This is a genomic window from Streptomyces sp. NPDC050287 (assembly GCF_044459385.1).
In the GTDB taxonomy this organism is placed as follows: domain Bacteria; phylum Actinomycetota; class Actinomycetes; order Streptomycetales; family Streptomycetaceae; genus Streptomyces.
In genome coordinates this window covers 419,842-440,585 of sequence record NZ_JBITIY010000001.1, presented here as the reverse complement: position 1 = coordinate 440,585, position 20,744 = coordinate 419,842, and the positions used below count along the sequence as shown (strand labels likewise).

17 protein-coding genes are annotated in these 20,744 nt (G+C 70.3%); 11 read left to right on the top strand and 6 right to left on the bottom strand.

What is annotated here, in order from left to right; translation table 11 throughout:
- Positions 1-219: 219 nt before the first annotated feature.
- The 5 genes from ACIBK3_RS01985 to ACIBK3_RS01965 all read left to right on the top strand — a co-directional run bounded on the left by ACIBK3_RS01985 (position 220) and on the right by ACIBK3_RS01965 (position 5,270).
- Positions 220-1,326 (top strand): TraR/DksA C4-type zinc finger protein, encoded by a 1,107-nt coding sequence (locus ACIBK3_RS01985; protein ID WP_399362060.1) that lies wholly within the window; start codon positions 220-222, stop codon positions 1,324-1,326.
- 70 nt (positions 1,327-1,396) lie between these two features.
- Positions 1,397-2,008 carry a signal peptidase II gene (lspA, locus tag ACIBK3_RS01980; RefSeq protein WP_399360869.1) on the top strand — a complete coding sequence of 204 codons (612 nt, stop codon included), beginning with the start codon at positions 1,397-1,399 and terminating at the stop codon, positions 2,006-2,008.
- Between the two features lie 51 nt (positions 2,009-2,059).
- Positions 2,060-3,004 carry an RluA family pseudouridine synthase gene (locus tag ACIBK3_RS01975; protein WP_399360867.1) on the top strand — a complete coding sequence of 315 codons (945 nt, stop codon included), beginning with the start codon at positions 2,060-2,062 and terminating at the stop codon, positions 3,002-3,004.
- Complete coding sequence (locus ACIBK3_RS01970; protein WP_399360865.1) at positions 3,001-3,471, top strand: GNAT family N-acetyltransferase; 471 nt, start codon at positions 3,001-3,003, stop codon at positions 3,469-3,471. The genes ACIBK3_RS01975 and ACIBK3_RS01970 overlap by 4 nt, the downstream gene beginning before the upstream one ends.
- Before the next feature lie 212 nt (positions 3,472-3,683).
- Complete coding sequence (locus ACIBK3_RS01965; protein ID WP_399362058.1) at positions 3,684-5,270, top strand: Na+/H+ antiporter; 1,587 nt, start codon at positions 3,684-3,686, stop codon at positions 5,268-5,270.
- 109 nt (positions 5,271-5,379) lie between these two features.
- On the opposite strand, the gene ACIBK3_RS01960 is transcribed toward ACIBK3_RS01965, so the two are convergent.
- Entirely contained in the window at positions 5,380-6,498 is a 1,119-nt protein-coding gene (locus ACIBK3_RS01960; RefSeq protein WP_399360862.1) for a mechanosensitive ion channel family protein, read from the bottom strand.
- 119 nt (positions 6,499-6,617) lie between these two features.
- Between ACIBK3_RS01960 and ACIBK3_RS01955 the strand changes: the two genes are divergently transcribed.
- A complete protein-coding gene (locus ACIBK3_RS01955) occupies positions 6,618-7,187 on the top strand; it encodes a dienelactone hydrolase family protein (protein WP_399360860.1) in 570 nt (189 codons plus the stop codon).
- Positions 7,188-7,194: 7 nt separating this feature from the next.
- On the opposite strand, the gene ACIBK3_RS01950 is transcribed toward ACIBK3_RS01955, so the two are convergent.
- The 4 genes from ACIBK3_RS01950 to ACIBK3_RS01935 form a co-directional block, all read right to left on the bottom strand.
- On the bottom strand, positions 7,195-8,865 hold the full coding sequence (locus tag ACIBK3_RS01950) for an alkaline phosphatase D family protein (RefSeq protein WP_399360858.1): 1,671 nt from the start codon (positions 8,863-8,865) through the stop codon (positions 7,195-7,197).
- 111 nt (positions 8,866-8,976) lie between these two features.
- On the bottom strand, positions 8,977-9,795 hold the full coding sequence (locus ACIBK3_RS01945; protein WP_399360856.1) for a thioredoxin domain-containing protein: 819 nt from the start codon (positions 9,793-9,795) through the stop codon (positions 8,977-8,979).
- Positions 9,796-9,906: 111 nt separating this feature from the next.
- On the bottom strand, positions 9,907-10,614 hold the full coding sequence (locus tag ACIBK3_RS01940) for a hypothetical protein (RefSeq protein WP_399360854.1): 708 nt from the start codon (positions 10,612-10,614) through the stop codon (positions 9,907-9,909).
- A 101-nt stretch (positions 10,615-10,715) separates the two neighbouring features.
- Positions 10,716-12,053, bottom strand: coding sequence for a DUF2252 domain-containing protein (locus tag ACIBK3_RS01935; protein ID WP_399360852.1), 1,338 nt, complete (start codon positions 12,051-12,053; stop codon positions 10,716-10,718).
- A gap of 260 nt (positions 12,054-12,313) precedes the next feature.
- Between ACIBK3_RS01935 and dnaE the strand changes: the two genes are divergently transcribed.
- Positions 12,314-15,853, top strand: coding sequence for a DNA polymerase III subunit alpha (gene dnaE, locus ACIBK3_RS01930; protein ID WP_399360850.1), 3,540 nt, complete (start codon positions 12,314-12,316; stop codon positions 15,851-15,853).
- 139 nt (positions 15,854-15,992) lie between these two features.
- On the opposite strand, the gene ACIBK3_RS01925 is transcribed toward dnaE, so the two are convergent.
- On the bottom strand, positions 15,993-16,157 hold the full coding sequence (locus ACIBK3_RS01925) for a hypothetical protein (RefSeq protein ID WP_399360848.1): 165 nt from the start codon (positions 16,155-16,157) through the stop codon (positions 15,993-15,995).
- A 221-nt stretch (positions 16,158-16,378) separates the two neighbouring features.
- Here ACIBK3_RS01925 and ACIBK3_RS01920 point away from each other — a divergent pair, with 221 nt between their 5' ends.
- From ACIBK3_RS01920 to ACIBK3_RS01905, 4 genes are all read left to right on the top strand, one after another.
- Positions 16,379-17,599: an NYN domain-containing protein gene (locus tag ACIBK3_RS01920; RefSeq protein WP_399360846.1), complete on the top strand. Its 1,221-nt coding sequence runs from the start codon at positions 16,379-16,381 to the stop codon at positions 17,597-17,599.
- Between the two features lie 146 nt (positions 17,600-17,745).
- A complete protein-coding gene (locus tag ACIBK3_RS01915) occupies positions 17,746-18,720 on the top strand; it encodes an ABC transporter ATP-binding protein (RefSeq protein WP_399362056.1) in 975 nt (324 codons plus the stop codon).
- Positions 18,721-18,820: 100 nt separating this feature from the next.
- Entirely contained in the window at positions 18,821-19,642 is an 822-nt protein-coding gene (locus tag ACIBK3_RS01910) for an ABC transporter permease (RefSeq protein ID WP_399360844.1), read from the top strand.
- A gap of 34 nt (positions 19,643-19,676) precedes the next feature.
- Positions 19,677-20,399, top strand: a complete 723-nt coding sequence (locus ACIBK3_RS01905) for an AAA family ATPase (RefSeq protein WP_399360842.1) — start codon at positions 19,677-19,679, stop codon at positions 20,397-20,399.
- The last annotated feature ends 345 nt before the right edge of the window (positions 20,400-20,744 follow it).

Sequence of the window (20,744 nt, the reverse complement as noted above, 5' to 3'; positions counted from 1 at the left end):
GCGGTCGGCAAGAAGCCGGCGCCAGGTAAGAAGGCGGCGGTAGGTAAGAAGGCGGTGCCGGTGGAAAAGGGGGCCGGCGAGGAAACCGCTGCGAAGAAGGCCGTCACGAAGAAGGCGGCTGGGAAGAAGGTGGCTGCTTCGAAGGCGGCTCCTTCGGCGAAGGCGGCCGGGGGAGAGGGGGCGGGGACACCGGCGGGCAAGGAGGCGGCGCCTAACGAGATGACAGCTGGGAAGAAAGTGGTGGCCAGGAAGGCGGGCGCCAAGCAGACCGGTGCCAAGCAGACCGGTGCCAGGAAGGCGGGCGTCAAGAAGGCGCCGCCAGAGAAGGCCTCGGGGAAGAAGGCGGTGGTGGCCACGACAAAGGCGGCTGCGAGGAAGACGGCTGCGAAGCAGACCTCTGCTCGGAAGAGAGCCCCCTCGGGGAGTGCCGCAGCGGAGCGGGCCCCTGTGCCCGCCACGTCCACGAAGGGAGCGCCTGCGAAGGGAGCGTCCACGAAGAGCGCCTCCGCCGGACGTACGTCCCCGAAGGATGTGTCCCCGAGTGTGTCCACTGAGGGTGCCACCACCGAGAGGACGTCCTTGAAGGGCCCTTCCACGAAGAGCGGGACCACGAAGAGCGCCTCCACGGCGAGTGCGTCCTCGAAGCGCGCCGCGACGCGGAGTGCGCGTCCGGAGAGCGCCTCCACGAAGAGCACCACGGGAAGTGCGTCCCCGAAGGGCGTCCCCACAAGGAGCACCTCCCCCGAGGGCGCACCCGAGAAGAGCGCAGCCGACATGACTGCGGCCGACAAGAGCATGGCGAAGAAAGCCGGCGCGGCTGAGGCCGCGGAGCAGACGGGAGCCACGACGGTGGTTGCGAAGAAGACCCCTGGCACGGCCACGGCGGCGCAGACCGCCGTACCCAAGGCGCGCATCGCCGCAGCGGAGCCCGGCGAGCTCGCGGTACGCCCCGGCGAGGACCCCTGGACCCCGGAAGAGGTCGAGTCGGCCCGCGCCGAACTGCAGTCCGAGGCGACCCGGTTGCGGGACGAGATCACCGCCTCCGAGGAGTCCCTCGTGGGTCTGATGCGGGACTCCGGAGACGGGGCCGGCGACGACCAGGCGGACACCGGCACGAAGAACATCACGCGTGAGCACGAGATGGCCCTCGCGGCCAACGCGCGCGAGATGCTCATCCAGACCGAGCGCGCCCTGGACCGGCTCGACGCGGGCACCTACGGCCTGTGTGAGAACTGCGGCAACCCGATCGGCAAGGCACGCATGCAGGCGTTCCCGCGGGCAACCCTGTGCGTGGAGTGCAAGCAGAAGCAGGAGCGCCGGTCCTGACCAGTACCCGGGTGCCGGTGGGCGTGCCGTACTCTCGTCCTCAGTCAGGTACCTATGTCGAGGGACTCACGTGGCAGAGGCGGAGCGCATCATCGGTACGCCGGACACCCCGGACGGGGCGGGGGCCGAGCCGGAGCAGTCGGCCAGTCCGGTTTCCGGTCCGGACGGGCAGGAGAGCGCCGGCGAGCGGCCCAGGGGCAGGCGGCGGATCGCCGTGCTGTTCGCGGTCGCGGTCTTCGCGTACGCCCTCGACCTGATCAGCAAGATGATCGTGGTCGCCAAGCTGGAGCACCACGCGCCCATCGAGCTCATCGGGGACTGGCTGAAGTTCGAGGCCATCCGCAACGCGGGCGCGGCCTTCGGGGTCGGCGAGGCCTTCACGGTGATCTTCACGGTGATCGCGGCGACGGTGATCGTGGTGATCGCCCGGCTCGCCCGCAAGCTGTACAGCACGCCCTGGGCGATCGCGCTCGGCCTGCTGCTCGGCGGTGCGCTCGGCAACCTGACCGACCGGATCTTCCGCTCGCCGGGCGTCTTCGAGGGCGCGGTCGTGGACTTCATCGCGCCCAAGCACTTCGCGGTCTTCAACCTGGCCGACTCGGCGATCGTCTGCGGCGGCATCCTGATCGTGCTGCTGTCGTTCAGGGGTCTCGACCCGGACGGCACCGTCCACAAGGACTGAGCGCCCCCACTGGCGTACGGCGATGTCGGAGGCGTCCGGCATACTCGACGAGTGAGCACCATTCCCGAGATCCGAACCCTGCCCGTGCCCGACGGTCTGGAGGGCGAGCGTGTCGACGCCGCCATCTCCCGCATGTTCGGCTTCTCCCGTACGAAGGCCGCCGAGCTCGCCGCGGCGGGGAAGGTCTCGGTCGACGGCTCGGTGGTCGGGAAGTCCGAGCGCGTGCACGGCGGAGCCTGGCTGGAGGTCGAGATGCCGCAGGCGCCCGCGCCCGTGCGGATCGTCGCGGAGCCGGTCGAGGGCATGGAGATCGTGCACGACGACGATGACGTGGTCGTGATCGTCAAGCCGGTCGGGGTCGCCGCGCACCCCAGTCCCGGCTGGACCGGCCCGACCGTCATCGGCGGGCTCGCCGCCGCCGGGTACCGCATCTCGACGTCGGGCGCCGCCGAGCGCCAGGGCATCGTGCACCGCCTGGACGTGGGCACGTCCGGCCTGATGGTGGTGGCCAAGTCGGAGTACGCGTACACCTCGCTCAAGCGCCAGTTCAAGGAGCGCACGGTCGACAAGCGCTACCACACGCTGGTGCAGGGCCACCCCGACCCGACCAGCGGCACCATCGACGCCCCCATCGGCCGCCACCCCCAGCACGACTACAAGTGGGCGGTCACCGCGGACGGCAAGCCCTCCGTCACCCACTACGACCTCATCGAGGCGTTCCGCGCGGCCTCCCTGCTCGACGTGAAGCTGGAGACCGGCCGCACCCACCAGATCCGCGTCCACATGGCCGCCCACCGCCACCCCTGCGTCGGCGACCTGACCTACGGCGCCGACCCGACGCTCGCCAAGCGGCTGCGGCTGACCCGACAGTGGCTGCACGCCGTCCGGCTCGGCTTCGAGCACCCTGGGGACGGGCAGTGGGTGGAGTTCGCCTGTGACTACCCGGACGACCTCCAGCAGGCGCTGGACCAGGTGCGCGAGGAGACCTACGCGTGAGCCCGGCGCCGTACGTGCTGCGCGTCGCCGAGGACCCCGCCGACCGGGAAGCCTGCTTCGCGGTGCGCAAGGAGGTCTTCGTCGGCGAGCAGGGCGTCCCCGAGGACATCGAGTACGACGCGTACGACCCCGGCGCCGTGCATGTGCTGGCGGTCCGGGAAGACGGCCTGCCGCTCGGGACCGGGCGGCTGCTGAGCGGCGAGGCGGCCGCCGCGAAGACCGACGGCGATCTGTCGGTGGGGTCGCTGGGGCGGCTCGCGGTGACGAAGGCGGCGCGCGGACTCGGGGTCGGGGCGGCGCTCGTCGGGGCCATCGAGGACGCGGCACGCGCGATTGGGCTGACAGCGGTGGACCTGCACGCGCAGACACACGCCCTGGGGTTCTACGAGCGGCTGGGATACGTGGCGTACGGCCCGGAGTTCCTGGACGCGGGGATTCCGCATCGGGCGATGCGGCGGGTTCTGTAGCGGGAACCGGGCGAGTTCGCCGGCAGGGCGACGACCGCCATTCTGTAAGCGGGAACCGGGCATGGGCTCTGTCAGCGTGGACCGGGCAGGGTTCTGTAAGCGGGGGTCGTGTGAGGGTTCTGGGGCCAGGGTGCTGGAAGAGCCGGTGAACACGGGGGCGTGGCAGGCTTGACATCTGCTGTGTGAACACCGAGACGCCCGGAGCGCTGACCGTGGATCAGTTGGCCCTGCTGTTCGTGCTGTTGCTCGGGGCTGTGATCAGCGTCCCGGTGGGGGACCGGTTCGGGCTGCCGGCGCCGGTGCTGATGACGCTCCTCGGGATCGTCCTGGCGATCCTCGACTTCGTACCGAACGTCAACATCCCGCCGGACCTCATCCTGCCCGCGCTGCTGCCGCCGCTGCTCTACGCCGCCGTACGACGCACGTCCTGGCGGCAGTTCGCGGCCAACAAACGGCCGATCTTCCTGCTGGCCGTGGCGCTGGTGTTCGTCACCATGGCAAGCGTGGCCGTCGTCGCCGGCGCCATCGTGCCCGGCCTGCCTGTCGCCGCCGCCGTGGCGCTCGGCGCGCTGGTCGCGCCGCCCGACCCGGTCGCCGCGACCGCCGTCGCCGGACAACTCGGGCTGCCGCGCCGGCTCGTGTCCATCCTGGAGGGCGAGGGCCTCTTCAACGACGTCACGGCGATCGTGCTGTACCACGTGGCGATCGCCGCGGCCGTCAGCGGGACGTTCTCGCCGTGGAAGGCCGGGCTCGACCTGGTGCTCTCCGCCGTCGTCGCGGTGGCCGTGGGTCTGGCGCTGGGCTGGGGCGCCAACAAGCTGATGGACCTGCTCGACGACGCCACCCTGCAGATCGGGCTCACACTCCTGGTGCCGTACGCCTCCTACGTGCTGGCGGAGGAATTCCACGGGTCCGGGGTGCTCGCCGTACTCACCACCGCGCTGTTCCTCGCCGAGTACGCCACCGACGCCGACGACGTGCTGACCCGGCTGGCCGGGCACACCTTCTGGGACATCGTCGACACGCTGGTGACGGGTGTGGCGTTCGGACTGATCGGGCTGGAACTGCACAACGCGATCCGGACGGCGTCCGGGCGGTGGGACGAGATGCTCGGGTGGGCGGCGGCGATCGTGGGCGTGGTCGTTCTCGTGCGGTTGCTGTGGTTGCTGCCGGCGACCTGGCTGACCAGGCGACTGCATGCGAAGAGGGACTACGACGAGGAGATCCCGACGAGTTGGCGGGAGACCGTCGTGATGTGGTGGTCGGGGATGCGGGGAGTCGCGTCGGTGGCGTTGGCGCTGGCGATTCCCCTGAAGACCGATGACGGGTCCGCCTTTCCCGGGCGGGACGAGATCGTGTTCATCGCGTTCGGCGTGATCATGGCGACGCTGGTACTTCAGGGGCTGACGCTGCCCTGGCTGGTGAAGCGGCTGGGGGTGCGGGCCGACACGGACCGGGAGAAGGAGTTCGAGAAGGCGTTGGCCGTGCGGGCGGCGAAGGCGGCGAAGCAGCGGCTCAAGGAGATCGAGGCGGTGGAGGAGCTGCCGGAGGAGCTGTCCGAGCAGATGCTGCGGCGGGCCTTCGACATCGGGGTGCGGATCAGTCCGGACATGGCGGAGGACGAGCGGCGGGAGGCACATCAGCAGCGGGTGCGCAGGCTCAAGCGGGTACGGCGGATCCAGGGGGAGATGCTGAGTGCGGCGCGGCACGAGGTGCTGGCGGCGCGGAGTGAACCCGGGGCGGATCCGGAGGTGGTGGACCGGGTGCTGCGGCATCTTGATGTGCGGAGTCTGCGGTGAGTTGGTCTTGAACCGGTGCGGCGCCGTGGTGGGGTCGCACTTTTGTCTCCCACCCGCGCCGCACCCGTTTGCGGTTATCGGTTCGTCGGCACGTCGCCTCCGCCCCCGGTCAGCGGGGGCCCGTGCGCGGGGGCTCGTGCTGCATGCGGCGGGGGGCCGAGCCGTCCCGTGAGGGGCCGCCGTTGCCGCGGCTGCGTGGCAGGAACGCGTCCGCCGTGTTGACGCGGGGCAGGGCGTAGGGGTGCTCCTCGGTCAGCCAGCGGATCATGCGCTCGCGGACGGTGACCCGTACCGTCCAGATGTCGTCCGCGTCCTTGGCGGTCACCAGGGCCCGTACCTGCATGGTGTTCGGGGTGGTGTCGGTGACGTCGAGGCCGTAGGCGCGGCCGTCCCAGGCCGGGCACTCGCGCAGGATGTCGCGGAGCTTCTCGCGCATCGCGTCCGTCGGGGCCGTGTGGTCGACGTGCCAGTACACGATGCCGGTCATCTGCGGGGTGCCGCGCGACCAGTTCTCGAACGGCTTGGACGTGAAGTACGACACGGGCATGGTGAGCCGGCGCTCGTCCCAGGTCCGTACGGTCAGGAAGGTCAGCGTGATCTCCTCGACCGTGCCCCACTCGCCGTCCACCACGACCGTGTCGCCGATGCGCACCATGTCGCCGAAGGCGATCTGCAGTCCCGCGAACATGTTGCTGAGCGTCGACTGCGCGGCGACACCGGCGACGATGCCGAGGATGCCGGCCGAGGCCAGCAGCGAGGCACCGGCCGCGCGGAACGCCGGGAACGTCAGCAGCATCGTGGCCACGGCCACGACGCCGACGGTCGCGGAGACCACGCGCATGATCAGCGTCACCTGGGTGCGCACGCGCCGGACCCGGGCCGGGTCACGGTGGGCGCGCGCGTAACGGCTGTACGACGTCTCCACTATCGCGGCGGCGATCCGGATCACCAGCCAGGCGGTGGCCCCGATGAGGACCAGCGTGAGGGTCCGTCCGATCGCGGCCTGGTGCGGCTGCAGCAGCTTGGCCTCGTCGTACGTCCCTCTCAGCATCGCCGCGCAGAGCACGAGCTGATAGGGAATGCGGCCACGGCGCAGCAGACCCCACATGGGGGTCTCGTGGTGTCGTTCGTCGGCCTTGCGCAGCAGCAGGTCGGTGGCCCAGCCGATGAGAAGCGTGAGCGTGACCGACCCGCCGACCACGATCAGTGGGCGGAGCAGATTCTCCATGCCTCCGAACGTAACCGGCCCCGGCTACTGATGAACATGTGACTTCGGATCCGTTGTGGGTACGGCCGCTGTCCCGCGCCGGGATCCGCGTTGTCGTACCCGGCTGGCACCATGGCCTCATGAACATCATGCTTTTCCACTCGATCTACGGCCCGAGGCCCGCCGTGAGGGCGGCGGCGGACCGGTTGCGCGCCGCCGGGCACGAGGTGTGGACGCCGGACCTCTTCGGGGGGCGCACCTTCGACAGGGTCGAGGACGGCCGGGCCTTCAACGAGGAGATCGGCAAGGAAGAGTTGCTCAAGCGAGCCGTGCTGGCCGCCGCGCCCTATTCCGAGCGGGGGCTGGTGTACGCCGGGTTCTCGCTCGGCGCCTCCGTCGCGCAGACCCTCGCCCTGGGCGACGCCAAGGCCCGCGGGCTGCTGCTTCTGCATGGCACCTCGGACATCGCGGCCAACGCCACCGCGGACGGACTGCCCGTTCAACTCCATGTCGCCGAACCGGACCCCTTCGAGACCGACGACTGGCTGAGCGCCTGGTATCTCCAGATGGGCAGAACGGGCGCCGACGTCGAGATCTACCGGTATGCCGGAGCCGGCCACCTCTACACCGACCCGGACCTGCCGGACTGGGACGAGGAGGCGGCCGAGGCCACCTGGCGGGTGGCGCTCGGCTTCCTCGACAGCCTGTGACCCGCGGCTACACGGGGTCGTAGGCCCGCTCCACCTTCTGCGTGCCGGAGCGCGTGCGGTACGAACGGGCCCAGGAGGAGGTCGCGTTCGGCTTGGTGCGGTCGGACAGCACGTAGTAGTCCATCTGCGCGCGGTCGGCGGTGATGTCCAGGACGCCGTAGCCGTGGCGGTCGGTGTCGACCCAGTGGACGTGCCGGTTGGCGGCCTTGATGACCGGCGCGGCGACCGCGGAGATCGTGCCCTCGGGCACCTTGACGAGGTCGTCGAGGTTGTCGGAGGTCACCGAGGTGACCACGAACTCCGTGGCCGCCGAGGCGGACAGCGGGTAGGTACCGGCGTCCACCGGCACGTCGTTGGCCCACGCCATGTGGATGTCGCCGGTCAGGAACACGGTGTTGCGGATGGCGTTCGCGCGCAGGTGGGCCAGCAGCTCCCGGCGGTCGTCCGTGTATCCGTCCCACTGGTCGGTGTTGAGGGCGAGCCCCTCCTTCGGCAGGCCCAGCAGCTCGGCGAGCGGCCCCAGGAGGTCCGCGGTGAGCGTGCCGATCGCGAACGGCGAGATCATCACCGAGTTGCCGACCAGCCGCCAGGTGGTGTCGGACGCTTTCAGCCCGGCCTTGAGCCAGTCGAGCTGGGCGCGACCGGTGATCGTCCGGTCCGGGTCGTCGACCGAGCCGTTGCCGACGGAGACCTGCTGCGAGCGGAAGGAGCGCAGGTCGAGCAGCGAAAGGTCGGCGAGCTTGCCGAAGCGCAGGCGGCGGTAGGTCGTTCCCGCTGTCGCCGCGCGCACCGGCATCCACTCGAAGTAGGCCTGTTTGGCGGCGGCCTGACGGGCCGACCAGGTGCCCTCGGCGCCGTCGGTGTGGTTCTCCGCCCCGCCCGACCAGGCGTCGTTGGCGAACTCGTGGTCGTCCCAGATGGCGATCACGGGAGCGGAGGCGTGCAGGGCCCGCAGGTCAGAGTCGCTCTTGTAACGGCCGTGCCGGATGCGGTAGTCGGCGAGCGTGAGGATCTCGTGGGTCGGCGCGTGCGGCCGTACGACGGTGTCGCGGGTGCCGTACGCGCCGGTGCCGTACTCGTAGATGTAGTCGCCCAGATGCAGCCAGGCGTCCAGGTCGCCGCGGGCCGCGAGATGGCGGTACGCGGAGAAGTAGCCGGCCTCCCAGTTGGCGCAGGAGACCACGCCGAAGCGCAGGCCGGAGACGCTCGCGTCCGCCGCCGGCGCGGTACGGGTGCGGGCCGGCGGCGAGTCGGTGCCGCCGGCCGAGAAGCGGAACCAGTAGTCGGTCGCGGGCTCGAGGCCGCGCACGTCCGCCTTCACCGTGTGGTCGGAGGCGGCGGTGGCGGTGACCGTGCCCTTGGCGACGATGTCGGTCAGCGCCTTGTCCCTGGCGACGATCCAGTCCACCGGGGTGTCCGGGCCGAGCCCGGAGCCGGGTATCGCCTCGGCGGTGGGCGTCACGCGGGTCCACAGCAGGATGCCGTCGGGCAGTGGGTCCCCGGAGGCGACGCCGTGCAGGAAGGCGGGCGCGTCGGCGGCGGCCCGCGCCGGCAGGGCGGCCGTCAGCGGACCGGCCAGCACGGCGGTGGCGGCCGCTGCCTTGACGACCGAACGGCGGCGCGGGGACAGGGCGTTGGCGGAGTCGGTGCTCTCGGATGATCTGTGTCGACTGGTCACGGCCGATCAGGTTACTGATCGGTACAGGCGAGAGCGGGCGAACCGGGAAAAGTTCGCCCGCTCTTCACGCGGAGGCTGAAATCCCGGAGGGGCCGAAATCTCGGAGGATCGTCAGCCCTTGAGCGCCGCACCCACCACCCTGTTGAAGTCGGCCACCGTCATGGGCGGGTTGCCCTGGCTGTCGGCGGTGAGCTTCTTGCCGTCCATGACGAAGCTCGGGGTGCCGCTCACGCCGTCCTTGTTGGTGTCGAAGGTCTTCGACATGGCCAGTGCCCAGGCGTCGTAGGTGCCGTTCTTGACCGCGTTCTGGAACTTGGTGTTGTCCTTCAGCGCGGGCACGGTGTTCGCGACCTTGATGAGGTAGGCGTCGTCCTTGAACTTGTCGGTCGTCTCGTCCGGGTGCCACTTCGTCGAGTACATCGCGGTCTTGTACTCGAGGAAGGCCTCGGGGCCGACGTTCAGCGCCGCGCCCAGGGCGCTCAGCGCGTTCTTGGAGCCCTGGCCGTTGTCCTTGTTGTCGATGAACGTGGCGCCGATGTACTGGATCTTGAACTTGCCGTCGTCGAGGTCCTTTTTCACGGTGGACCCGACGGTCTGTTCGAACTGCGCGCACACCGGGCAGCGCGGGTCCTCGTAGAGCTTGAGGGTCTTCTTGGCGGTGTCCTTGCCGAGGACGACCGTGGTGCCCTTGGCGCCCGTGGTGTTGGCCGGGGCGACGACCTTGGCGTCCTTCAGGCCCTCCCAGTAGCTGGGCTTGTTGTTCTGGACGACGGCGTAGCCTATGCCGCCCGCGATGGCCAGTACGCCGACGACCGAACCGGCGACGACGACCTGCCGCTTGATCTTGTTGCGCTTGGCCTGCCGCTCGCGCTCCTGGCGCAGCCGTTCCCGGGCGGCCGTCTTCGCTGCCTGGCTGTTCCGAGTGCTCATGGTGATGTTCTCCGTAGGGGACGCGCACAGGACAGGGTCGTGTGCGGAATACGTAAGGGGGACTGACTGGTGCTCAGCTGCTGTTCGGTGCCGGCTGGGGCCGAGGCCCGCTCAGACTCCGGCGAACGCGCGAGAGCACGGCGGTCCACGTCGTCCCAGGGAGTGCACGAGAAGCCGCTCGCGCGCGGTGGTGGTACGACGGACAGGGCGCCGCACCCGGCGTGCGGCGGGAGCCGTCCGGACGGTGACGGCGGCGACCGCGAGCAGCAGCGGCCGGACCGCTGTCGAAGTAGCCGCGGCCACTGCCCGCAGCAGCTGGGCCAGTGCCCGCTCGCCGCGGCGCAGCCAGGCGGCCGCGAGGAGGCCGATGGCGATGTGTGTGCCGAGCAGCAGCCAGGCGGTCGCCGGGCCGGCGTGGGCGAGCAGCCCCGCGAGCCGGTCGGTGTCCGTGCCGGTCACCCGGGTCAGCGGGGCTCCGACCCCGCTGCCGTCGCCGCACAGCACGTCGAAGCCGACGGAGCGCAGGGGGCCGGCGACCGGGCCGCCGGCCGCGCCGTAACAGACCTGCTGGCCCGTGGTGAACACCGTGTCGGCGGCCAGCTCCAGCGGGATCAGCAGGGCGGCGATCCGGCCGAAGCCGCGCTCGCGGCCGGCCAGGGTGAAGGCGACGAGGAACACGGCGGCCGCGATGACGGCCACCGTGTTGAGCGGCAGGGGTACCCGGGACAGCAGCACGTGCGACGCGCTGCTGAGCGTCACGACGAGTGCCGTGAACAGTGCCGCGCGTACGGCTCTGAGCTGGGTCCCGGATATGTCCATAGCGAAGGAGAGTGTGTCACGCCGGTCGGTAAGGGACCCCTAAAGAGTCCCTGTGAGGACGTAAAGCGTCCACCACGAGGGCGCCTGCCGACGGCGGATCGTCACAGACCCGGAATCCGTCCGTTGCGGAACAGGTCCACGAAGGTCTGGTGGTCGGCACGCGCGCGTGCGCCGTAGGTGTGCGCGAAGTCGACCAGCAGGCCCGCGAAACCCTCCTCGTCGGCGGCGATCGCCGCGTCGATGGCCCGCTCGGTGGAGAACGGCACCAGGGACTCGCCGGACTGGTCGTCCGCCGCCGCGTGCATGGTGGCGGTGGCCCGGCCCAGGTCGGCGACGACCGCCGCGACCTCCTCCGGGTCGTCGATGTCGCCCCAGTCGAGGTCCACGGCGTACGGCGACACCTCGGCGACCAGCTGGCCGGAGCCGTCCAGCTCGGTCCAGCCCAGCCACGGGTCGGCGTGCGCCTGGAGGGCGCGCTGGGAGATCACCGTGCGGTGGCCCTCGTGCTGGAAGTAGTCCCGGATCGCCGAGTCCGTGATGTGCCGGGAGACGGCCGGGGTCTGGGCCTGCTTGATGTAGATCACGACGTCGTTCTCCAGGGCGTCGCTGTGGCCCTCGAGAAGGATGTTGTACGAGGGCAGACCGGCCGAGCCGATACCGATGCCGCGGCGGCCCACGACGTCCTTCACGCGGTACGAGTCCGGGCGGGCCAGCGAGGTCTCCGGCAGTGTCTCCAGGTAGCCGTCGAAGGCCGCGAGGACCTTGTAGCGGGTCGCCGCGTCCAGCTCGATGGAGCCGCCGCCCGGGGCGAAGCGGCGCTCGAAGTCACGGATCTCCGTCATCGAGTCCAGCAGCCCGAAGCGGGTCAGTGAGCGGGCGTCGCGCAGGGCGTCCAGCAGTGGGCCCTGCGCTGTGTCCAGGGTGAACGGGGGCACCTCGTCGCTCTTGGCGCCGGTGGCGAGAGCGTGGATCCGCTCGCGGTACGCGCCCGCGTACACCTGCACCAGCTCGGTGATCTGCTCGTCGCTGAGCGCCTTGGCGTATCCGATGAGGGCGATGGAGGCGGAGAAGCGCTTGAGGTCCCAGGTGAAGGGGCCGACGTACGCCTCGTCGAAGTCGTTGACGTTGAAGATCAGCCGGCCGTTGGCGTCCATGTACGTGCCGAAGTTCTCGGCGTGCAGGTCGCCGTGGATCCACACGCGCGAGGTGCGCTCGTCCAGATACGGTCCGCCCCGCTTCGCCCCGGATCCGTTCGCGGTGAGGTCGTGGTAGAAGAGGCACGCCGTGCCCCGGTAGAACGCGAAGGCCGAGGCCGCCATCTTCCGGAACTTCACGCGGAACGCGGCCGGGTCGGCGGCCAGGAGCTGGCCGAAGGCGGTGTCGAAGACGGCGAGGATCTCCTCGCCGCGGTGCTCGTCGTTGAGCTGCGGGACCGACATCGCTGGGTGCCTCCTGGTGCAGATGGTGCGTGACTTTTTGGGGCGGATCCTCTTGCCCACACCAACGCGCGACGGTCCGGGGGAGTGCCCGCGACCTCGCGCGAAAGGGATGAGCGGGGTGCCGCGTTTTCTTCACATGAAGGTACGCGGGGCAGCCCGCCGAGTGTCAGTGCCGAGGCATAGACTTCGACGCTGTCCCCCAGACTGTCCGCAGCCGGTGGGACACCAGTCGACAATTGTTTCCCCTGGAGGCCGCAGCCGTGTCAAAGCCGCCGTTCACGCACCTGCACGTCCACACCCAGTACTCGCTGCTGGACGGTGCCGCGCGGCTGAAGGACATGTTCAACGCGTGCAACGAGATGGGCATGACGCACATCGCGATGTCCGACCACGGCAACCTGCACGGGGCGTACGACTTCTTCCACTCCGCGCAGAAGGCCGGCGTCACCCCGATCATCGGGATCGAGGCGTATGTGGCGCCCGAGTCGCGGCGCAACAAGCGCAAGATCCAGTGGGGTCAGCCGCACCAGAAGCGGGACGACGTCTCGGGTTCGGGTGGTTACACCCACAAGACGATCTGGGCGGCGAACGCGACCGGCCTGCACAACCTGTTCCGGCTGTCCTCGGACGCGTACGCCGAGGGCTGGCTGCAGAAGTGGCCCCGGATGGACAAGGAGACCATCTCCCAGTGGTCCGAGGGACTCATCGCGTCCACCGGCTGCCCCTCCGGAGAGCTCCAGACCCGGCTGCGGCTGGGCCAGTACGACGAGGCACTGAAGGCCGCCGCCGACTACCAGGACATCTTCGGCAAGGACCGCTACTTCCTCGAGCTGATGGACCACGGCATCGAGATCGAACGCCGGGTCCGTGACGGCCTGCTGGACATCGGCAAGAAGCTCGGCATCCCCCCGCTGGTCACCAACGACTCGCACTACACGTACGCGCACGAGGCGACCGCCCACGACGCGCTGCTGTGCATCCAGACCGGCAAGAACCTCTCGGATCCGGACCGCTTCCGCTTCGACGGCACCGGCTACTACCTGAAGTCCACGGACGAGATGTACGCCATCGACTCCTCGGACGCCTGGCAGGAGGGCTGCCGCAACACCCTCCTGGTGGCGGAGCAGATCGACACCACGGGCATGTTCGAGAAGCGTGACCTGATGCCGAAGTTCGACATCCCGGAGGGCTACACCGAGGTCACCTGGTTCAAGGAGGAGGTCCGCCGGGGTATGGAGCGCCGTTTCCCCGGCGGCATCCCCGAGGACCGGCAGAAGCAGGCCGAGTACGAGATGGACGTCATCATCCAGATGGGGTTCCCCGGCTACTTCCTCGTCGTCGCCGACTTCATCATGTGGGCCAAGAACAACGGCATCGCGGTCGGCCCCGGCCGAGGCTCCGCGGCCGGCTCGATCGTCGCCTACGCCATGGGCATCACCGACCTCGACCCGATCCCGCACGGTCTGATCTTCGAGCGGTTCCTCAACCCCGAGCGCGTCTCGATGCCCGATGTCGACATCGACTTCGACGAGCGTCGGCGCGTCGAGGTGATCCGGTATGTGACGGAGAAGTACGGCGCCGACAAGGTCGCCATGATCGGCACGTACGGCAAGATCAAGGCCAAGAACGCGATCAAGGACTCCGCGCGCGTGCTGGGTTATCCGTACGCGATGGGTGACCGCCTCACCAAGGCGATGCCCGCCGACGTCCTCGGCAAGGGCATCGACCTCAACGGCATCACCGACCCCTCGCACCCGCGCTACAGCGAGGCGGGCGAGATCCGGGCGATGTACGAGAACGAGCCGGACGTCAAGAAGGTCATCGACACGGCCAAGGGCGTCGAGGGCCTGGTGCGGCAGATGGGTGTGCACGCGGCCGGCGTGATCATGTCCAGCGAGCCCATCGTCGACCACGCCCCGATCTGGGTGCGGCACACCGACGGCGTGACGATCACCCAGTGGGACTACCCGCAGTGTGAGTCGCTGGGCCTGCTGAAGATGGACTTCCTGGGCCTGCGCAACCTCACGATCATGGACGACGCCATCAAGATGGTGAAGGCCAACAAGGGCATCGACCTGGAGATGCTCTCCCTCCCGCTGGACGACCCGAAGACCTTCGAACTGCTCTGCCGCGGGGACACCCTCGGCGTCTTCCAGTTCGACGGCGGGCCGATGCGCTCGCTGCTCCGCCAGATGCAGCCCGACAACTTCGAGGACATCTCCGCCGTCTCTGCCCTCTACCGGCCGGGTCCGATGGGCATGAACTCGCACATCAACTACGCGGAGCGCAAGAACGGCCGCCAGGAGATCACGCCGATCCACAAGGAGCTCGAAGAGCCCCTCGAGGAGGTGCTGGCGGTCACCTACGGCCTGATCGTCTACCAGGAGCAGGTCCAGAAGGCCGCCCAGATCATCGCCGGGTACTCGCTCGGCGAGGCCGACATCCTCCGCCGCGTGATGGGCAAGAAGAAGCCCGAGGAACTGGCGAAGAACTTCACCATCTTCCAGGCCGGCGCCAAGAAGAACGGCTACAGCGACGAGGCGATCCAGGCCCTGTGGGACGTGCTGGTCCCGTTCGCCGGATACGCGTTCAACAAGGCCCACTCGGCCGCGTACGGACTGGTCTCGTACTGGACGGCGTACCTGAAGGCGAACTACCCCGCCGAGTACATGGCCGCCCTTCTCACCTCCGTCAAGGACGACAAGGACAAGTCGGCGGTCTACCTCAACGAGTGCCGCCGCATGGGCATCAGGGTGCTGCCGCCCAACGTCAACGAGTCCGAGTCGAACTTCGCCGCGCAGGGCGACGACGTGATCCTCTTCGGCCTCTCCGCCGTCCGCAACGTCGGCACGAACGTGGTCGAGTCGATCATCCGCAGCCGCAAGGCCAAGGGTAAGTACGCGTCCTTCCCCGACTACCTCGACAAGGTCGAGGCGGTGGTCTGCAACAAGCGGACGACGGAATCGCTGATCAAGGCCGGCGCCTTCGACAGCATGGGGCACACCCGCAAGGGCCTCACCGCGCAGTACGAGCCGATGATCGACAACGTGGTGGCGGTCAAGCGCAAGGAGGCCGAGGGGCAGTTCGACCTCTTCGGCGGCATGGGCGAGGAGGACACCAGCGAGCCCGGCTTCGGCCTCGACGTGGAGTTCACCACCGAGGAGTGGGACAAGACCTATCTGCTCGCCCAGGAGCGGGAGATGCTCGGTCTGTACGTGTCCGACCACCCCCTGTTCGGCCTGGAGCACGTGCTGTCCGACAAGGCCGACGCGGGCATCGCCCAGCTCACCGGAGGCGAGCACGCCGACGGCGCGGTGGTGACGATCGGCGGGATCATCTCCGGGCTGCAGCGCAAGATGACCAAGCAGGGCAACGCGTGGGCCATCGCCACCGTGGAGGACCTGGCCGGTTCCATCGAGTGCATGTTCTTCCCGGCGACCTACCAACTGGTGTCGACCCAACTCGTCGAGGACGCCGTGGTGTTCGTCAAGGGCCGCCTCGACAAGCGCGAGGACGTACCCCGGCTCGTCGCCATGGAACTCCAGGTCCCCGACCTGTCGAACGCGGGCACCAACGCGCCCGTGATCCTCACCATCCCGGCCACCCGGGTCACCCCGCCCATGGTCAGCCGGCTCGGCGAGATCCTCAGTCACCACAAGGGCGAGAGCGAGGTCCGGATCAAGCTCCAAGGGCCGCGCAAGACGACCGTGCTGCGCCTGGACCGGCACCGGGTGAAGCCCGACCCGGCGCTGTTCGGCGACCTGAAGGTGCTGCTGGGCCCGTCCTGCCTGGCGGGCTGATCCGCGGGCTCTACCCGGGCCGTCGACGGGCTCTTCCGCCCGTCGACGGCCGGACACTTGATGTGCGCGAGGGGCGCATCCGTACGCGGATGCGCCCCTCGGTGCTGAGCCCGGGCTTCAACAACCCGTCACTCAGACGTCAGTTGTGGCCGAAGCGCTTCTTGCGTCCCTTGGGCGCCATGTCACCCGGTGTCATCTGGGTGGCGCGCTCCTCGGCCTGCGTCTCCATCGACGACGGCTGGGTCACCTGCTGACCACGCTGGGACTGGGACTGCTTACGGTCCTGCTTCTTGTTCTTGGCCATGGTGCTGCCTCCTGTGGGGATCTAAGGGCCAGGGCCGGGATCAGATTCACATAAGCTGACAGAGGGCGCATGTCGGATAATTACCGTCTGTGACAGGGTTCGTCGGCGTGCGAACCCCCGAAACGCCACGCCGAAGATCGAGTTCGGGCCGTTAACCCCCGCGTGGTCGGGCAGACTCGAAGCAAGCCCGAAGCAAACCTCCCGGGAAGAGGGTGAGTCGTGTGGACCGCTGCATCGTCCTGGTGGACGCCGGGTATCTGCTGGGGGCCGCCGCGAGTCTCCTTGCCGGGGAGCCCTCACGGTCCCGTATCACCGTGGATCACACCGCCCTCATCCAGGGGCTGCGCGAACGCGCCGAGTCCGACACCGAGCGGCCGCTGCTGCGCATCTACTGGTTCGACGGCGCCCCCGACCGCGTCCCGCAGCCCGAACACCGCAGGCTTCGCGTGATGCCCCGGGTCACCGTCCGGCTCGGCGCCCTGACCCGCAGTGACGGCCGCTGGGCGCAGAAGGGCGTGGACGCCGCGATGCACGCCGAGCTGACCGAGCTGGCCCGCAACCGCGCCTGCTCCGACGTCGTCCTGGTCACCGGCGACGGGGATCTGCTGCCGGGCATGATGGCCGCCAAGGAGCACGGGGTCGCCGTACACCTGTGGGCCGTGCAGGCCGCCGACGGCGACTACAACCAGTCCGAGGACCTGGTCGCCGAGGCCGACGAGCGGCGCGTCCTGGACCGTACATGGATCACCAAGGCCGTCCGCGCCAAGGACCTCGGCGGGATCTGCGCGCCGGCGCCCGTGCCGCGCCCAGAGATCGCCGCGATCCTGTCGGCGCCGCTGCCCGAGTCCGCGCTCTCCTCGCGGACCGAGCGGCCCGCCGACGAGGGCGAGCACGCCACGGCGGCCCCCGCCTCGGAGAACGGCAGCGAGCAGCGCGTGCCCGCGCCGAAGGGCGTCCCCACCCCCAAGGACCTGGCCGCGCTGCGGGCTCCCGGGGTCCAGCACGCCCAGCCACCCACGACGGCGACCCTGCGCTGGTCCTCCGACAAGGGCTGGGTCGACCGGCCCGGCGTCGCCTCGGAGCCCCCCGAGGCCGCCTCCATGCCGACGCTGGCGCAGGTGACCACGGCGGAGCAGCGGTGGGCCGACCGGGAGGAGGACATCACCACGGTCGGCGGGGACCCCTTCGAGGTGGGACAGGTCTTCGCCCGGCGCTGGATCGAGCGGCTGGGCGACCAGAGCCACCTGCAGAAACTGTCGGCCATGTACCCGCGCATCCCGCACCGCATCGACGGCGAGCTGCTGCGCTACGCCGCCCGGTTCGGTCTGCTGGCGCACAAGGACGACCAGATCGACGAGCACGACCGCTACGCGATCAGGGCCGGTTTCTGGCGCGAGATCGACGTACGGACGGCGGCGGAGCACGCGCCTGTCGGCGAGTGAGACAGGCGCGCTGGGCCTGACAGCGTTTTTACCGGCGGTTGTACCGGTATGGGCCCACCCGGGAGAGGGCCCGGGCCGCCGACCCCGTAGGCTCGTCCCTTGTGAGTACGCGCGCGGCACAGGCACTTCGGCACGGTGGTGATGTCGTGTGCGCCGTGCGCGGGCTGACCAAGACCTATCCCGCGGTACGGGGCCGGCGCGGCGTTCCCGCGACGCCCGAGGTGAGGGCCACCGACGACGTACGGCTGGACATCGGGCGCGGTGAGATCTTCGGGCTGCTCGGGCCGAACGGCGCCGGGAAGACCACCCTCGTCCGGCAGCTGACCGGGCTGATGCGGCCCGACAGCGGGAGCGTGAAGATCCTCGGGCACGACATCGTGCGCCACCCGGAGCGGGCCGCCCGGATCCTCGCCTACCTCGGCCAGGAGTCCACCGCCCTCGACGAGCTCACCGTCTCCCTCGCCGCCGAGACCACCGGTCGGCTGCGCGGGCTGGAGGCGGCGCGGGCGCGGGCCGAGCGGGACGCCGTACTGGACGAACTCGGTCTGACGCCGCTGGCCGGACGCCCCTTGAAGAAGCTGTCCGGCGGTCAGCGCCGCCTCGCCTGCTTCGCCGCCGCGCTGGTGGGCCAACGGCCGTTGCTCGTGCTCGACGAGCCGACCACCGGCATGGACCCGGTGGCGCGGCGGGCGGTGTGGGGCGCCGTGGACCGGCGGCGGGCCGAGCACGGCACGACCGTGCTGCTCGTCACCCACAACGTCATCGAGGCCGAGACCGTGCTCGACCGGGTCGCCGTCCTCGACCGGGGCCAGGTGATCGCCTGCGACACCCCGGCCGGCCTCAAGGAGCAGGTCGCGGGCGAGGTGCGGGTCGACCTGGTGTGGCGCGAGACGGCCCCGCTGCACGTCCCCGAGGTGGCCGCGCTGCGCGACCGGGCTGTGGAGGCCGGACGCCGCTGGACGCTCAGGCTCGCCCCGGACGAGGCCCGCGCGGTCGTCGCCACCGTCACCGGCGGGGCCGCGTTCGCCGCGCTGGACGACTTCACGCTGACCACGCCCAGCCTGGAGGACGTGTACCTGGCCCTGGGCGGCGCGGCGCGGCAGGGGCTGGTGAAGGCGTGAACACCGTGAACGGCTTGAGTACCCGGACCGCCGCATCCGTACCGAACGGGACGACTGCCGCGGTGAGACCGACAGAACCGACAGAGGGGAGCCGCACGAGGTGAGTGTCGTACCCGCCGAGGTTGTGCCGGGCAGTGCCCTGGCCGCGGAGGAGCCGGCCCGGGAAGCGGCCGAACTCGGCCCCCGCGCGCGGCTGTGGCCCGCGCTGGTGGCCGTGTACCGGGCGCAGTTGTCCCGGGCGCGGGTCGCGCGCATCCCGCTGCTGTTCGTGGCGACCTTCCAGTCGGTCGGCATCATGATCCTGATGCGTGGGGTCGTGGACGGCGGCGGCGAGGCGCAGGCGGTCGTCGCCGGCTCGTCGGTGCTCGTCGTCGCCTTCGTCGCGCTGAACCTGCTCGCGCAGTACTTCGGGCAGTTGCGGGGCAGCGGCGGGCTCGATCACTACGCCACCCTGCCCGTGCCGCCGGCCGCGGTGGTGCTGGGCGCGGCGGGCGCGTACGCCTCCTTCACCGTGCCGGGAACCGTGGTGACCGCGGTGTTCGGGTCCGTGCTGTTCGGGCTTCCCCTGACGCATCTGTGGATCCTCGGCGCCGTCATCCCGCTCGCGGGCGCCGCGCTCGCCGGGCTCGGGGCCGCGCTCGGGCTGCTGGCGCCGCGTCCGGAACTGGCCACGCTGCTCGGCCAGCTCGGCATGTCGGCGGCGCTGCTGCTGGGGGTGCTGCCCGCGGACCGGATGCCCGAGGCGGTGCGCTTCACACGGGACCTGCTGCCGTCGACGTACGGCGTGGAAGCCTTCGCCCGCACCTTCGGGCCGCACCCCGACTGGACCTTCGTGCTCGGTGATCTCGCCGTCTGCGCCGGGGTCGGCGTGGTGTCGCTGGCAGCCGCCACCTGGGCGTACCGTCGGGCGGCCGTCCGGTGAGGCGCCGCACAGGCACGCCTGGCACGATATCGGGGTGACCGCACCGTTGACTCCTCCTCCGCCGCCCCACGAACAGCCCGCCCACAGTGCGTGGCAGGGGCCGCCTCCCGGGTACGCGGCTCCTGAGCCGGACGTGCCGGACGCGCCTGACGCGTCCTACGGTGCGCACGTTTCGTACGGACAGGATGGGCCCGGGATGAAGACCGAAGCGCGGGAGGCCGCCGTGACCCTGGTGGCGGTGGCGGTCGCCGGGGTTCTGCTGGGCGTGCTGTGGTGGTGGCTGGCTCCGCACGTCCCGCTGATGGGCGACGTGGTGGACAAGAGCTGGGTCGTCTACCTGAAGGACACCGAGGGCGAGCAGGCGGTCGGCGTCGACGGAACGTTCACTCTGCTGGGGCTGGCCTTCGGCTTCGTGAGCGCCCTCGTGGTCTTCCTGGTGCGACGGCGCGGGGGAGTGCCGCTGGTGGTGGCGCTGGGCGTGGGCGGCCTGCTGGGCTCGCTGCTGGCCTGGCGGCTGGGGGTGTGGCTCGGTCCCGCCCAGGACGTGATCGCTCACGCGAAGTCCGCGGGCAAGGGCGTGACCTTCTCCGCCCCGTTGAAGCTGGGCGCCAAGGGCGCGCTGCTGGCGTGGCCGCTGGCGGCGCTGGTGGTACATCTGGGGCTGACGGCACTGTTCGGGCCGCGGGATCCGGAGCAGCAGGGCCCCTATCAGGAGGGCCCCGTCCCGAAGGACCCGTACGGAGCACCGCTGGCCTGACCGGCCGCATCGGCTCCTGACCGGCCGTATTGGCTCCTGACCGGCCACATCGGCTCCGGCCAGGCGGCGAGACTGCCGTGGTCGGAACGCCGCCCGTGCTTGACCCGCCACCCGCGTTTCCGCGTCTTCTTCGACATGCCTCCTCTGCTGACCGAGGGAGGGGGATCGCCGGGGGGACGCAGGCTGATGAACCGGGAGTCACGTATGGGCGATGAGCCGGGGCGCGGGCGGTCGGGGACGCGTCTGCCCGACGGTTGAGGGGCGCGTCTGTCCGACGGTCGGGCCACGGCCCCGCGGCCCGCTCTCAGCACGCTCGCGGCCGCCGCGGTTCCGCCCGCGGATCAC